The 13,540-nt window shown below is 69.4% G+C and carries 10 protein-coding genes; 9 read left to right on the top strand and 1 reads right to left on the bottom strand.

What is annotated here, in order from left to right; genetic code table 11:
- The first annotated feature begins 69 nt into the window (after nucleotides 1-69).
- From BLTE_RS01070 to menA, 6 genes are all read left to right on the top strand, one after another.
- Nucleotides 70-933 (top strand): cobalamin B12-binding domain-containing protein, encoded by an 864-nt coding sequence (locus BLTE_RS01070; protein ID WP_160140478.1) that lies wholly within the window; start codon nucleotides 70-72, stop codon nucleotides 931-933.
- A gap of 681 nt (nucleotides 934-1,614) precedes the next feature.
- A complete protein-coding gene (ppsR, locus tag BLTE_RS01065) occupies nucleotides 1,615-3,045 on the top strand; it encodes a transcriptional regulator PpsR (protein WP_174769503.1) in 1,431 nt (476 codons plus the stop codon).
- A 152-nt stretch (nucleotides 3,046-3,197) separates the two neighbouring features.
- Nucleotides 3,198-4,073, top strand: a complete 876-nt coding sequence (gene chlG, locus BLTE_RS01060; protein ID WP_244600172.1) for a chlorophyll synthase ChlG — start codon at nucleotides 3,198-3,200, stop codon at nucleotides 4,071-4,073.
- Nucleotides 4,073-5,416: a BCD family MFS transporter gene (locus BLTE_RS01055; protein WP_197723286.1), complete on the top strand. Its 1,344-nt coding sequence runs from the start codon at nucleotides 4,073-4,075 to the stop codon at nucleotides 5,414-5,416. The genes chlG and BLTE_RS01055 overlap by 1 nt, the downstream gene beginning before the upstream one ends.
- A 3-nt stretch (nucleotides 5,417-5,419) precedes the next feature.
- Nucleotides 5,420-6,610 (top strand): geranylgeranyl diphosphate reductase, encoded by a 1,191-nt coding sequence (locus BLTE_RS01050; RefSeq protein WP_126396789.1) that lies wholly within the window; start codon nucleotides 5,420-5,422, stop codon nucleotides 6,608-6,610.
- Nucleotides 6,607-7,524, top strand: coding sequence for a 1,4-dihydroxy-2-naphthoate octaprenyltransferase (menA, locus tag BLTE_RS01045; protein WP_126396787.1), 918 nt, complete (start codon nucleotides 6,607-6,609; stop codon nucleotides 7,522-7,524). Before BLTE_RS01050 ends, menA begins: the two co-directional genes overlap by 4 nt.
- 481 nt (nucleotides 7,525-8,005) lie before the next feature.
- Here menA and BLTE_RS01040 read toward each other — a convergent pair whose 3' ends face one another.
- Entirely contained in the window at nucleotides 8,006-8,779 is a 774-nt protein-coding gene (locus tag BLTE_RS01040; RefSeq protein ID WP_126396785.1) for an SDR family NAD(P)-dependent oxidoreductase, read from the bottom strand.
- A 252-nt stretch (nucleotides 8,780-9,031) separates the two neighbouring features.
- Here BLTE_RS01040 and BLTE_RS01035 point away from each other — a divergent pair, with 252 nt between their 5' ends.
- Genes BLTE_RS01035 through BLTE_RS01025 form a run of 3 tightly spaced genes read left to right on the top strand, consistent with a single transcriptional unit; the run spans nucleotide 9,032 to nucleotide 13,088 of the window.
- A complete protein-coding gene (locus BLTE_RS01035) occupies nucleotides 9,032-10,438 on the top strand; it encodes an alpha,alpha-trehalose-phosphate synthase (UDP-forming) (RefSeq protein WP_126396783.1) in 1,407 nt (468 codons plus the stop codon).
- A 20-nt stretch (nucleotides 10,439-10,458) separates the two neighbouring features.
- Nucleotides 10,459-11,289: a trehalose-phosphatase gene (otsB, locus tag BLTE_RS01030; RefSeq protein ID WP_126401978.1), complete on the top strand. Its 831-nt coding sequence runs from the start codon at nucleotides 10,459-10,461 to the stop codon at nucleotides 11,287-11,289.
- Nucleotides 11,286-13,088: a glycoside hydrolase family 15 protein gene (locus BLTE_RS01025; protein ID WP_126396781.1), complete on the top strand. Its 1,803-nt coding sequence runs from the start codon at nucleotides 11,286-11,288 to the stop codon at nucleotides 13,086-13,088. The genes otsB and BLTE_RS01025 overlap by 4 nt, the downstream gene beginning before the upstream one ends.
- Nucleotides 13,089-13,540: the final 452 nt, after the last annotated feature.

Raw genomic sequence — 13,540 nt, 5'->3', positions numbered from 1 at the left:
GCGTGTCTAGGCAAGCTCAGGGAGACGCCCATGGCCGGCGTATTGCCGCTCGCGGCAACGCGAGATGGATTGCCGAACAGTGACGAAACCGAGGGGACCGCAGTTCTGTTCGCCCAGGCGGGCGGCCCCCACCTCGAAACCGCCCAGCTCGCCCGCACCATCGAGGGCGAGATCATTCCGCGCCTGATGCTGGTCCACCGGATGGAGGCGGCGGGCGCCGCGCTGCCGCTGGCCGACCGTCCGGCCCTCGGCTCCGCCGAGGTGGCCGAGTTCGCGCAGCTGGTGATGTCCCACGACATCGCCGAGGCCTGCGGCTACATTGAGGCGCTGCGGACGCAGGGCCTGTCCCTCGAGACGCTGTTCCTCGACCTCTTGGCGCCGGCCGCCCGCCTGCTCGAGGAGATGTGGCAGGCCGACCTCTGCGATTCGACGGATGTTACCGTCGGCCTGTGCCACCTCCAGCAGCTGCTGCGCGAGTACAGCCCCGCCTTCGAGACCGAGGTCGAGAGCCACACCCACGGCCGGCGCGTGCTGTGGGCGTCGCTGCCCAACACCCCCTGCTGCACCTTCGGCATGCAGAACGCCTTCGGCCTGCGGATGGCCGAGGAGTTCTTCCGCCGCGCCGGCTGGGACGTGTGGGGCGGCAGCCCCGGCTCGGCCGACGAGATGGTCTCGATCGTCCGCCGCGAATGGTTCGACCTCGTCGGCCTGACGGTGAACACCGACACCGCGCTGGAGCAGGTGGCCGCGATCATCCGCGCCGTCCGCCGGGCGTCGTGCAACCACGCCGTCGGCATCATGGTCAGCGGCTCGGCCTTTGCCGACCACCCCGAGCGGGTGACGCAGGTCGGCGCCGACGCGGTGGCCGTCGACGGGCGTCAGGCCATCCTGCAGGCCCAGAGCCTGCTGGGCCTGATGGCGCGGCGGTGCTAGTGGTCCGGCCCTGACATTCGCATCCGCAAATGTCAGGACAAGTCGGCCCACAAACTATTGATTCTGTGGATGAAATTTTCCGCCGCGTGGGCGCCGAGCGTCGGATTTCGTCCACTGGAGCATTCTCCGCAAGAGTGGGGACCGGTTTTGCGAAAGAGGATGCGATAAGCCAAGAACTTGATAAACCAAGGACTTGGAGCGTCCGCCCGGTTCAGCCGGATCGGCGGGGGCTCAGGAGCATTCTCCGACCGTTGTCCGCAGGAATGGATCCCGGTTTTTGCGAACGAGACCGAATTGACTCAAGAGCTACCGAATTGACTCAAGAGCTGCAGTGTCCGTCCGCCTCGAAAAAGGGGACGGATGCTCGATTGGTCCACACCTGACCTTTGCATCGGCAAATCTATCTGCAAAGGTCAGGGCGTGTCGGTCGATGGGTTGCCGAGTCCGTGAATGACATCTTCCGCCAGTCGGGTTCCGATCGGGTTCCGCGCTCCCTTCGGGTTCCGACTTCCAGTTGGGTTTGAGGCGTCGGGTTCCATTCACTGTGCAGCGTAGTGGTCGCAGTCTTCGCAGGAGCGGCAATGCGGTTCTGCAGGCGAGACTGCGGCGAGACAATAACGCGGGGCGTCCGGCTCGAGGCCGTCGGATCGGGTGCCCCCATCAGGGACGTTGACTGGTCACTTGACCCCGGTATCGCGATTCAAGACTCCGGAGAAGTCGCTCGGCGGGCTCGACACGCTCGGGGCGGCGAAGCTGATTGCGGCCGCGGCGGACATCGCGCTGATCGTCAATCGGGAGGGGGTCATCGAGGACGTCTCCTTCGGCAGTGAGGACCTGCAGAAGGAGGGCCTTGGCCAGTGGCTGGGCCAGAAGTGGATCGACACCGTCAGCCTGGAGAGCCGGCCGAAGGTCGAGCAGCTTCTCAAGGAGGCGGCTGCCGGCGCCAATCCGCGCTGGCGCGAGATCAGCCACCCGGCCCCGCGCGGCACCAATCTCCTCGTGCGCTACTCGACGGTGCGGCTCGGCGACGACGGCCGGGCGGTGGCGATCGGCCGCGATCTGCGCACCATCGCCAGCCTGCAGCAGCGGCTGGTGGCCGCCCAGCAGTCGATGGAGCGCGAATACGCCCGGCTGCGCCACGCCGAAACCCGCTACCGCCTGCTGTTCCACCTCGCCGCCGAGGCGGTGCTGATCGTCGATGTCTCGACCCAGAAGATCGTCGAGGCCAATCCGGCGGCGGCCCAGCTTCTGGGCGTGCCGGCCGGCCGGCTGGTCGGCCGCCCGATCACCGAGCTGTTCGAAAGCAGTGGCGCGACAGCGGTGCAGAACCTGCTGGTCGCCGTGCGCGGCGCCGGCTGGGCCGACGACGTGCGCGCCCGCCTTGCCGATGGCGGGCAGGAGTTCTCGGTCTCCGCCTCGATCTTCCGTCAGGAGAATGCCTCGCATTTCCTGATCCGGCTGTCCTCGCTGCACAACGAGCCCGGCCCCGGCCTGTCGCGCGCCCGCTCGAAGCTGCTCAAGGTGGTCGACAGCCTGCCGGACGCCCTGGTCGTCACCGGGCCCGACCACGCCATCCTCGACGCCAACCCCGCCTTCCTCGACATGGCCCAGCTCGCCACCGAGGAGCAGGCGCGCGGCGAGCCGCTCGATCGCTGGCTCGGCCGCAACACCGTCGATTTCAACGTGCTGATGGCGAACCTGCGCGAATACGGCTCGGTGCGCAATTTCAGCACCGTGGTGCATGGCGAGTTCGGCTCGATCGAGGATGTCGAGATCTCGGCGGTGGCGGTGAATGCCGGCGACCAGCCGTGCTTCGGCTTCATGATCCGCCACGCCCGGCGGCCCGAAACCGGCGAGGCGGCGGGCGAGAAGCAGCTGCCGCGCTCGGTGGAGCAGCTCACCAGCCTCGTCGGCCGCGTCTCGCTGAAGGAGCTGGTGCGCGAGACCACCGACGTGATCGAGCGGCTGTGCATCGAGGCGGCGCTGACCCACACCGGCGACAACCGCGCCTCCGCCGCCCAGATGCTGGGCCTGAGCCGCCAGAGCCTCTATGCCAAGCTGCGCCGCTTCGGCATGGGCGACCTTGGCCCCGAGGAGGGCGAGGAGAGCTGACCCGGATACGGTTCGAAGGCTCGATCGGCCGGAAACCGTATCACCCCTTCCCCCCGCCATTCTGGTGCCGCCGTCCATCCGGTCTGGCACGAGGTCTGTGCGACTGTCAGGTTCAATTGACGGCCCGAAGTGTCATGAATAGTGTCCGCGCCATGCAACGCCCGACCCCTGCTGCAGTTCTCGAGCTGCTCAAGCCGATCACATGGTTCGCGCCCATGTGGGCCTTCGCCTGTGGCGTGGTCTCGTCCGGCCTGCCGGCGTCGGAGCGCTGGCCGGTGATCCTGGCGGGCATCGTGCTCGCCGGTCCGCTGGTGTGCGCCACCAGCCAGGCCATCAACGACTGGTTCGACCGCCACGTCGACGCCATCAACGAGCCGAACCGGCCGATCCCCTCGGGCCGCATTCCCGGCCGCTGGGGTCTTTATATTGCGATGACCGGCACCGCTTTGTCGCTGGCGGTGGCGGCGATGCTGGGGCCGTGGGTGCTAGGCGCCGCCGTGGTCGGGCTGGCGCTGGCTTGGCTCTACAGCGCCCCGCCGGTGCGGCTGAAGCAGAATGGCTGGCTCGGCAACAGCGCGGTGGCGCTGAGCTATGAGGGCCTGCCCTGGTTCACCGGCGCCGCCGTGATGGCCGCCGTGATGCCGGACTGGCGGATCATCCTGCTCGCCTTTCTCTACAGCTTCGGCGCCCACGGCATCATGACCACCAACGACTTCAAGGCGGTGGAGGGCGACCGCAAGCTCGGCGTCCGCTCGCTGCCGGTGATGCTGGGCGAGGACACCGCCGCCCGCCTCGCCTGCGTGGTGATGGCGCTGCCGCAGGTGGTGGTGATCGGCCTCCTCGCCTATTGGGACCGGCCGGTCCACGCCGTCATCGTCGCCGTGCTGCTGGCGGCCCAGTTCGTGCTGATGGTGCCGCTGCTCAAGGATCCCAAGGGCAAGGCCGCGTGGTACAACGCCACCGGCACCACACTCTATGTCCTGGGGATGCTGACAGCCGCCTTCGCGCTCGGCTCGGGGGGCGCATGATCGCAAAGCCCCTGAGCTGGTTCGGCATCGTCCGCCTTGGTCTGGTCCAGACGGCTCTGGGCGCCATCATCGTCCTCACCACCTCGACCATGAACCGGGTGATGGTGGTGGAGCTGGCGCTGCCGGCCATGCTGCCCGGTGCGCTGGTCACGTGGCATTACGCGCTGCAGACGCTGCGGCCGCGCTGGGGCTACGGCTCCGATGTCGGTGGCCGCCGCACGCCCTGGATCATCGGCGGCATGGCGGTGCTGGGCCTCGGCGGCATCGGCGCGGCCATCGCCACCGCCTGGATGTCGACCAATGTGACGGCCGGCGTGACGCTGGCCGTCATCGCCTTCACGCTGATCGGCATCGGCGTCGGCGCCGCCGGCACCTCGCTTCTGGTGCTGCTGGCCAAGCGCGTGGCCGAGCCGCGCCGCGCCCCGGCCGCCACCATCGTCTGGATCATGATGATCGCCGGCTTCGCGGTGACCGCAGGGGTCGCCGGCAGCCTGCTCGATCCGTTCTCGCCCGAGCGGCTGGTGGCCGTCACGTCGGGCCTCGCGGTCGCAGCCTTCCTGCTCGCCGTCGTCGCCGTGTGGGGCCTCGAAGGCAAGGCTGCCGCCGCGCCCGCCGCCGCCCCGGAGGCCAAGCCGCCCTTCCGCGTCGCGCTCGCCGAGGTGTGGGCCGAGCCCGAGGCGCGCCGCTTCACCATCTTCCTCTTCATGTCGATGCTGGCCTATTCCGCCCAGGACCTGATCCTGGAGCCGTTTGCCGGCGCGGTGTTCGGCATGACGCCGGGCGAGTCGACCAAGCTGTCCGGCATCCAGCACAGCGGCGTGCTCGCCGGCCTGATCGCGGTGGCGCTCGCCGGCTCGTCGCTCTGCCGCGGCTGGCTGGGCTCGATGCGCCAATGGGTGGTCGGCGGCTGTCTGGTGTCGGCTGCGGCGCTGGCGAGCCTCGTCGCCGCCGGTGCGGTCGGTCCGGGCTGGCCGCTCCGGGCATCGGTATTTGTGCTCGGTGCGGCGAACGGCGCCTTTGCCGGCGCCGCCATCGCCTCGATGATGGGCCTCGCCGGCCAGGGTCATGCCTCACGCGAAGGCGTGCGCATGGGCCTGTGGGGCGCCTCGCAGGCATTGGCCTTCGGGCTCGGGGGATTCGTCGGCACGGTTGCCGTCGACATCGTCCGCTATGTCGTCGGCGACCCGGTGGTCGCCTATACCGGCGTGTTCGCGACGGAAGCGCTGCTGTTCGTCGTCTCCGCCGTTCTCGCAACTCAGATTCACGGTCTTGATCAGCCGGTCGCGCGCGACCGGGTCCGGACGGGCGAGGAGAGCTTCGCCGCCGGCACAGGGAGGGGATGAGCCATGAGCGGGCACGAAACCTTCGACGTGGTGGTGGTCGGCGGCGGCCCGGCCGGCGCGACGGCGGCAACCGACCTCGCCCGCCGCGGCCATACGGTGCTGCTGCTGGACAAGGCCGGCCGCATCAAGCCGTGCGGCGGCGCCATTCCGCCGCGCGCGATCCGCGACTTCGAAATTCCCGACTCCCAGATCGTCGCCAAGGTCACGGCGGCGCGCATGGTGGCGCCCTCGAACAAGGAAGTCGATATGCCGATCGAGGACGGCTATGTCGGCATGGTCGACCGCGCCACCTTCGACGAATGGCTGCGCGAGCGCGCAGCCCAATCCGGCGCCGAGCGCCGCGCCGGCACCTTCGAGCGCATCGACCGCGACAGCGACGGCGTGGCGCTGGTGCGCTACCAGCCCAAGGGCGGCGGCGAGATGGTGGCCGTGCGCGCCCATGCGGTGATCGGCGCCGACGGCGCCCGCTCGGAAGTGGCGCGCCAGACCGTGCCGGGCGCCGACAAGGTGCCCTACGTCTTCGCCTATCACGAGATCATCAACGCCCCGGAGCCGGGCACCGGCACCTACGACCCGCGCCGCTGCGACGTCTATTACCAGGGCGACGTCTCGCCCGACTTCTACGGCTGGGTGTTCCCGCACGGGCCGACCGTCAGCGTCGGCGTCGGCTCCGCCCACAAGGGCTTCGCGCTGCGCGACGCCACGGCGATCCTGCGCAAGCGCGCCGGCCTCGAAGGCTGCGAGATGATCCGCCACGAGGGCGCGCCGATCCCGCTGCATCCGCTCAAGCGCTGGGACAATGGCCGCGACGTGCTGCTGGCCGGCGACGCGGCGGGCGTGGTGGCGCCGGCCTCGGGCGAAGGCATCTTCTACGCCATGACCGGCGGCCGCCTCGCCGCCGAGGCGGTCGAGCAGTTCCTCGCCACCGGCGATGCCCGCGCGCTCGCCACCGCCAGGAAGCGCTTCATGAAGGACCACGGCCGGGTGTTCTGGATCCTCGGCCTGCTGCAGCGCTTCTTCTACAGCAACGACAAGCGGCGCGAGCGCTTCGTCAGCATCTGCCAGGACAAGGACGTCCAGAAGCTGACGTGGGAGGCCTATATGAACAAGGAGCTGGTGCGCAAGAAGCCGGCGGCGCACGTCAAGATCCTGTTCAAGGACATCGCCCACCTGCTCGGCGTCGTGCGGCCGTGACGGCCGGCAGCGGACCGGCCGGCGCCGCACCGACGCCGGCCGCGGCGTGGTGGCTCGCCATCCGCCCCAAGACGCTGACCATGGCCATCGTGCCGGTGCTGACCGGCGCGGCGGCGGCACTTTCCGTCACCGGCAGCTTCGCTGCGCCGCAGTTCCTGCTGGCGCTGTCGGCGGCGCTCGCCATCCAGATCGGCACCAATCTGTTCAATGACTGGCGCGACGCCAGGACCGGCCTCGACACCGTGGACCGGATCGGCCCGACGCGGGTGACCGCGAGCGGCCTGATCGCGCCGGACGCCGTGAAGCGCATGGCCTATGCCGCCTTCCTCTATGCGGCGGCGGCCGGCGCGCTCGCCGTGGCGATCGGCGGCCCGGCGATGGCGGTGATCGCCGCCACCTCGATCGTCGCCGGCTACTGCTATTCGCGCGGCCCCTGGCCGATCTCCGATTCGCCGTTCGGCGAGGTGTTCGTGCTCGCCTTCTTCGGCGGCGTGGCGGTGCTCGGCACCTATTGGCTGATGGTCGGCACGTGGTCGCTCGCCGCGATCGTCTGCGGCCTGCAGATCGGCCTGCCGGCGGCGGCCGTGCTGCTGGTCAACAACCACCGCGACCGCGAGGGCGACGCGGCGTCCGGCCGCCGCACGCTGGCCATCCTGCTCGGCCCCGATGCCACCCGCAGGCTCTACCGGCTGTTCCTGGTCGCCGCCTGCCTGTTCGGCGTCGTCGTGGCGGTGGTGACCCGCTCGTTCGGCCCGCTGGCGACGCTGACCGCCCTGCCTTTGGCGCTGAGCCTCAGCCGCGACATGGCCGCCGAGCCGATCGGCCGCGGCCTCAACGCGATTCTCGCCCGCACCGCCCAGTTCCAGGCCGTGCTCGGCGGCCTGCTGATGATCGGGCTCTTGATCGGCGTGTGAGGCGGGTTCCGGCCCACAGGGGCGGCGCCTTTCTTCCCTCTCCCCTTGCGGGCTATGGTATTCATGGATCTGAATCGCCTGGGCCGAGAGAGATCGAGCCGAAACGCGATCTCTTTCGGCGTGACTTGCGCCTGCGGCGTCTGGCACAAGCCCGCCGTCGTCATGGCCGGGCTTGTCCCGGCCATCCACGTCTTTGTTTTCAAATAGGTTTTCAAGACGTGGATGCCCGCGCAGGCAAATTCATGCAGCCTGCGCAAGCTTGGCTGCAAGCGCGGGCATGACGAGTTCAATCCTGCGGCCCCCGGTAACTGCCGATCCACCGCGTTCTCGATGAGACAACCGCAGCCTGTCCATTAAGCCATTGATGGCTCAGCACAGAATCAGATCCGTGAATGCCGTAGCCCCTTGCGGGAGAGGGAAGGAACGCGGCTCCCCGCTGCGATGAGTCCGGCCGGACGCCTGCCCCGTCCTGTCATCTCTTTCACCCCCGCCGCTTCACCACCGTCGGGCCGAAGCCCTGCGAGGTCGGCATGATCTCCATGCGGACGATGTTGAGGTGCGCCGGCATCGTGGTGGACCAGAACACCGTCTCGGCGACGTCCTCGGCGGTGATGGGATCGGCGCCGCGGTAGAGGCCCCCTGCCCGCTCGGCATCGCCGCGGAAGCGCACCAGCGAGAACTCGGTCTCGGCCAGCCCCGGCTCGATATTGGTCGCCCGCACCCCGGTGCCGGCGAGGTCGGCGCGCAGATTTTGCGCCAACAGCCGCACGAATGCCTTGGTGGCCCCATAGACATTGCCCCCGGGGTAGGGGTGATCGCCGGCAATCGAGCCCAGGGTGACGACATGACCCCGTCCGCGCGCCACCATCCCCGGCAGCACCGCATGCACCGTGGCGGCGAGGCCCAGGCAGTTGGTCTCGATCATCTGCTGCCATTCGTCGAAATCGGCCTGGTGCGCCGGCTCCAGCCCCAGCGCCAGCCCGGCATTGGCGACACACACGTCGATCTCGTCGAACGGCGCCGGCAGCGCCGCCACCGCGGCATGCACCGCCTTGGCGTCGCGCACGTCGAGCGCGAAGGCGTGGCAGCGGTCGCCCAGCTCGGCCTTGAGCGTCTCCAGCCGGTCGGCGCGGCGGCCGCAGGCGACGATGCGGGCCCCGGCCGCGGCGAACCGGCGGCAGATCGCCTCGCCGAAGCCGGAGGTGGCGCCGGTGACGAACACGGTGAAGCGGGAGGGATCGAGCATCGCGTACATGGTGGCCTGCGGGCAATGGAGGTGATGTTTCACCATAAGCGAGGCACGCGCCGCGGGCGAGGCTCGCCGCAGCGCTCCGCCCGCTGGACTCCCCGCCGCAAGGCCCGCCACACCCGGCGTTTTCGCAGTGCGGTGAACTTTGCCCAAGCTGAGGCGTTGGATGTTGCGCCTGCGAAAGGCGTTGCGCTTGCGAAAGCCCTGGCCGCCGTCCGTCTGGCCGCCATATTACTGGCAGCCATCTTTGGAGCATCCATGCGCCTTGTCGTTGTGTCCAACCGGGTGTCGGCCCCGAACAGGGAAGGCAAGGCCGGGGTCGGTGGACTCGCGGTGGCGCTGCGGGCGGCGCTGCGCGAGCGCGGCGGGGTGTGGTTCGGCTGGAGCGGCCGGGTCTCGGAGGCGCCGGCCGAGCTGCCGCACATCGTCCAGCGCGGCCGGGTCGGCTACGCGGTGGTCGACATCACCCCCCTCGACCGCGACGAATACTATCTCGGCTTCGCCAACCGCGCGCTGTGGCCGAACATGCACTATCGGCTCGGGCTCACCCAGTTCTCCCGCGCCGAGTTCGCCGGCTACATGCGCGTCAACCGGCGCTTCGCCGCGGCGCTGGCGGCGATCATCGAGCCGGACGATCTGATCTGGGTCCACGACTATCACCTGATCCCGTTCGCGGCCGAGCTGCGCCGGCTCGGCATCCAAAACCGCATCGGCTATTTCCACCACATCCCCTGGCCGCCGATCGACGTGTTCGGCGCGCTGCCGGGCGCGGGCGATCTTCTCACTGCGCTCGCCGCCTACGATCTCGTCGGCGTGCACACCGAGCGCGACGCCGGCAACCTCGCCCGCTCCTTCGCCGAGCCGGTGGGCGGCATGCCGGTGCCGGCGGCGCCGCGCATCATCGCACTGCCGATCGGCATCGACACCGCCGCCTTCCGCGCCGCCGCCCAGCACGCCGACGCCAATTCGGTGGTGCAGCGCATGATCTCCGGGCTCGGCGACCGGCCGCTGGTGATCGGCGTCGACCGGCTCGACTATTCCAAGGGCATCGTCGAGCGGCTGGAAGCCTTCGAGCGCTTCCTGGTCGCCAATCCCGACCGGCGCGGCAACGTCACGCTGCTGCAGATCGCCCCGCCCTCGCGCAGCGAGGTGCCCGAATACGAGCAGGTCGGTCGCCAGACCGACGAGACGCTCGGCCGCATCAACTCCTCGCTCGGCGATACGGGCTGGATGCCGATCCGCTTCGTCAAGCGCAGCTACACCCGCCCGGTGCTGGCCGGGCTGTTCCGCAACGCCGCGGTCGGGCTGGTGACGCCGATGCGCGACGGCATGAATCTGGTCGCCAAGGAATACGTCGCCGCCCAGCGCCCGGACGACCCCGGCGTGCTGGTGCTGTCGCGCTTCGCCGGCGCCGCCGAGCAGATGCGCGAGGCGCTGATCGTCAATCCGTTCGACAAGTTCGAGGTCGCCGAGGCCATCGGCACCGCGCTGGCGATGCCGAAGGACGAGCGCATCGCCCGCTGGCGGGTCTTGTATGAGGGCCTGTGCCGGCACGATATTGGGTGGTGGACGCAAAGCTTCCTCGACGCCCTCACCGCAAGCGCGCCGCTCGCCGCCCTCCCCCGCTTCAGCCCCGGCGTCAGCCGGACCGAGACGATTGCATGACAGACTCCCTTCAGCCGGACATGCCGGGCCCCGACACCGGCAGCCTCGCGGCGCGCCGTTTCGCCCTGTTTCTCGATTTCGACGGCACCCTCGTCGACATCGCCGAGCGGCCGGACGCGGTGGTGCTCGACCCCGCCACGCGCGATGCGCTGGTGCGGCTGCAGCGGCGGCTCGGCGGCGCGCTCGCCATCGTCTCCGGCCGCAACCTCGCGACGCTGGATGCGCTGTTCGCGCCCCACCGCTTCGATGCCTCGGGCCTGCACGGCGCCGAATGCCGCCTCGGCGAGCGGACGCATTTCGACCATCCCGAGCCGACGCACTTCCGCCGGGTGGTCGACGACCTGAAGCACCGGTTCGGCGCCGACAGCGGCCTGCTGGTCGAGGACAAGGGCAAGGCCGTCTCGCTGCACTGGCGCAAGGCGCCCGAGCGCGCCGAGGATGCGATGGCGGCGATGGCGGCGATCGTCGCCGATCTCGGCGGCGCCTACCGGCTGCAGCACGGCAAGGCCGTGGCCGAGATCGTGCCGGTCGGCGCCTCCAAGGGCGTGGCGATCTCGCGCTTCCTGGCCGAGCCGCCCTATCGCGACCGCTGCCCGGTGTTCATCGGCGACGACCTCACCGACGAGCATGGTTTCGAAGTGGTGAACGCCCGCGGCGGCCTCACCATCCATGTCGGCGCCGGGCCGACCCGGGCGCAGGCCCGCCTCGCCTCGCCGGCCGAGGTGCGCGCCCTGATCGCGCGCTGGGCGGATGGCGGCCCGATCGGCCTCGCGACGGCCGAAACCTCTGCCGCGTCCCCCGCCGCCGCGTCTCCCGCTACGACTGCCCACACGACCACGGAGTCTCTATGAGTTCGCTCGATCTGGCGGTCGTCGGCAACTGCATGGTTGCCGCGCTGATCGACCGCCGCGCCCGCATCGTGTGGTGCTGCTTCCCGCGTTTCGACGGCGACCCGATCTTCAACGAGCTGCTCGACGGCGGCCGCAAGGCCGACGATGCCTGCGGCAGCTTCGCGATGGAGTTGGTCGGCCAAGTGTCCTGCCATCAGCGCTATCTCGACAACACCGCCGTGCTGGTGTCGGTGCTCACCGACCGCGACGGCAATGCGCTGGAGATCACGGACTTCGCGCCGCGCTTCACCCATTTCGGCCGCATCCACCGGCCGCCCTCGCTGATCCGGCGGGTGCGGCCGCTGCGCGGACGGCCGCATCTGGTGGTGCGGGTGCTGCCGACCTTCGAGTGCGGCGCGCGCAAGCCGGAGATCACCCGCGGCGCCAACCACATCCGCTATGTCGGGCCGAGCCAGACGGTGCGGCTGACCACCGACGCGCCGGTGTCCTACATCCTCGAACAGCGCCAGTTCGTGATCGACCGGCCGATGTCGTTCTTCCTCGGCGCCGACGAGCCGCTGCGCTCGAACGCCGATTCGACGGCGCGCGAGTTCCTGGATTCGACCGTCGACCATTGGCGCGACTGGGTGCGCGCGCTGTCGATCCCGTTCGACTGGCAGGAGGCGGTGATCCGCGCGGCGATCACCTTGAAACTGTGCAATTTCGAGGAGACCGGCGCCATCGTCGCGGCGCTCACCACCTCGATCCCCGAGGCGCCGGGCACCGAGCGCAACTGGGACTACCGCTATTGCTGGCTGCGCGACGCCTATTTCGTCATCAACGCGCTGAACCGCCTCGGCCAGACCGGCACGATGGAGGCGTTCATCACCTATATGACCAATATCGCCGGCGATCTCGGCCTCTTGCCCGGCCGGCTCGACATGCCGCCGCTGTTCGGCATCACCCGCGAGGCCGAGCTCGACGAGCGGCTGGCCGCGGCGCTGACCGGCTATCGCGGCATGGGGCCGGTGCGGGTGGGCAACGCCGCCTACACCCAGATCCAGAACGACGCCTATGGCGCCCTCGTGCTGGCCTCGGTGCACGCCTTCTTCGACCGGCGGCTGATCCGCAGCAGCGAGAGCGACCTGTTCGCCGGCCTCGAACGGCTCGCCGCCCGCGCGGTGGCGGTGTTCGACGTGCCCGACGCCGGGCCCTGGGAGCTGCGCACCAAGGCCTCCGTCCACACCTTCTCAAGCGTGATGTGCTGGGCCGCCGCCGACCGGCTGGCCCTGATCGCCAACGGCCTGGGGCGGCCGGAGCGGGCGAAGATCTGGCGGACGGAGGCCGACCGCATGCACGCGGTCATCGCCGACCGCGCCTTCAACGCCAAACGCAATTCGTTCGTGTCCACCTTCGACGGCGAGGATCTCGACGCCACCCTGCTGCTGCTCGCCGATCTCGGCTTCATCGCCGCCAATGATCCGCGCTTCATCGCCACCGTCGAGGCGGTGGGCCGCCAGCTCAAGCGCGGCTCGCTGTTCGTGCGCTACGACACCGCCGACGATTTCGGCCACATGCAGACCGGCTTCCTGATCTGCGGCTTCTGGTATGTCGATGCGCTGTGGGCGATCGGCCGGCGCGAGGAGGCGCGCGAATTGTTCGAGCAGTTGCTCGGCTACCGCAACTCGTTCGGGCTGCTGTCGGAGGACGCCGACCTGACGACCGGCGAATTGTGGGGGAATTTCCCGCAGACCTATTCGATGGTCGGCCTGATCAACAGCGCCGTGCGCCTCAGCCGGAGCTGGGAGGACGCGCTGTGAGGCGGCTCCCGGATGATCCCTTCGGGATCAACCGGAACGCCGTGTTCCGATCGCCGAAGATCTCATTATTCCAACGACAGCAAAAGCAGACCGTTGGTTCCGATCGCGGATTTTCGTGAAATCCCCGCTTTTTCAAAAGAAAATCCACGAGAGACGACGGCCCCACGCGTCAGCGTCTGGGGCCGTTGGAATTATCGACGGTCTCTTGCAGACTTGGGGTTTTCGGCGAGACCGTCTCCGGCGCCCCGAAAGGAATCAACCGCTGGCCGGGAGCCGCCTTCTTTCCCTCTCCCCTTGCGGGAGAGGGTGCCGAGCGATCGAAGATCGTGAGGCGGGTGAGGGGTGAATTCCGAAAGGCGCGTCAGGGTTTACCCCTCACCCGGCTCGACCTCGCGTCGCTCGGTCTCGCCACCCTCTCCCGCAAGGGGAGAGGGAAGGAAGAAGCCGAACCA

It is taken from the genome of Blastochloris tepida, assembly GCF_003966715.1.
Lineage (GTDB): Bacteria > Pseudomonadota > Alphaproteobacteria > Rhizobiales > Xanthobacteraceae > Blastochloris > Blastochloris tepida.
This window is presented reverse-complemented; position numbering and strand designations above follow the sequence as displayed.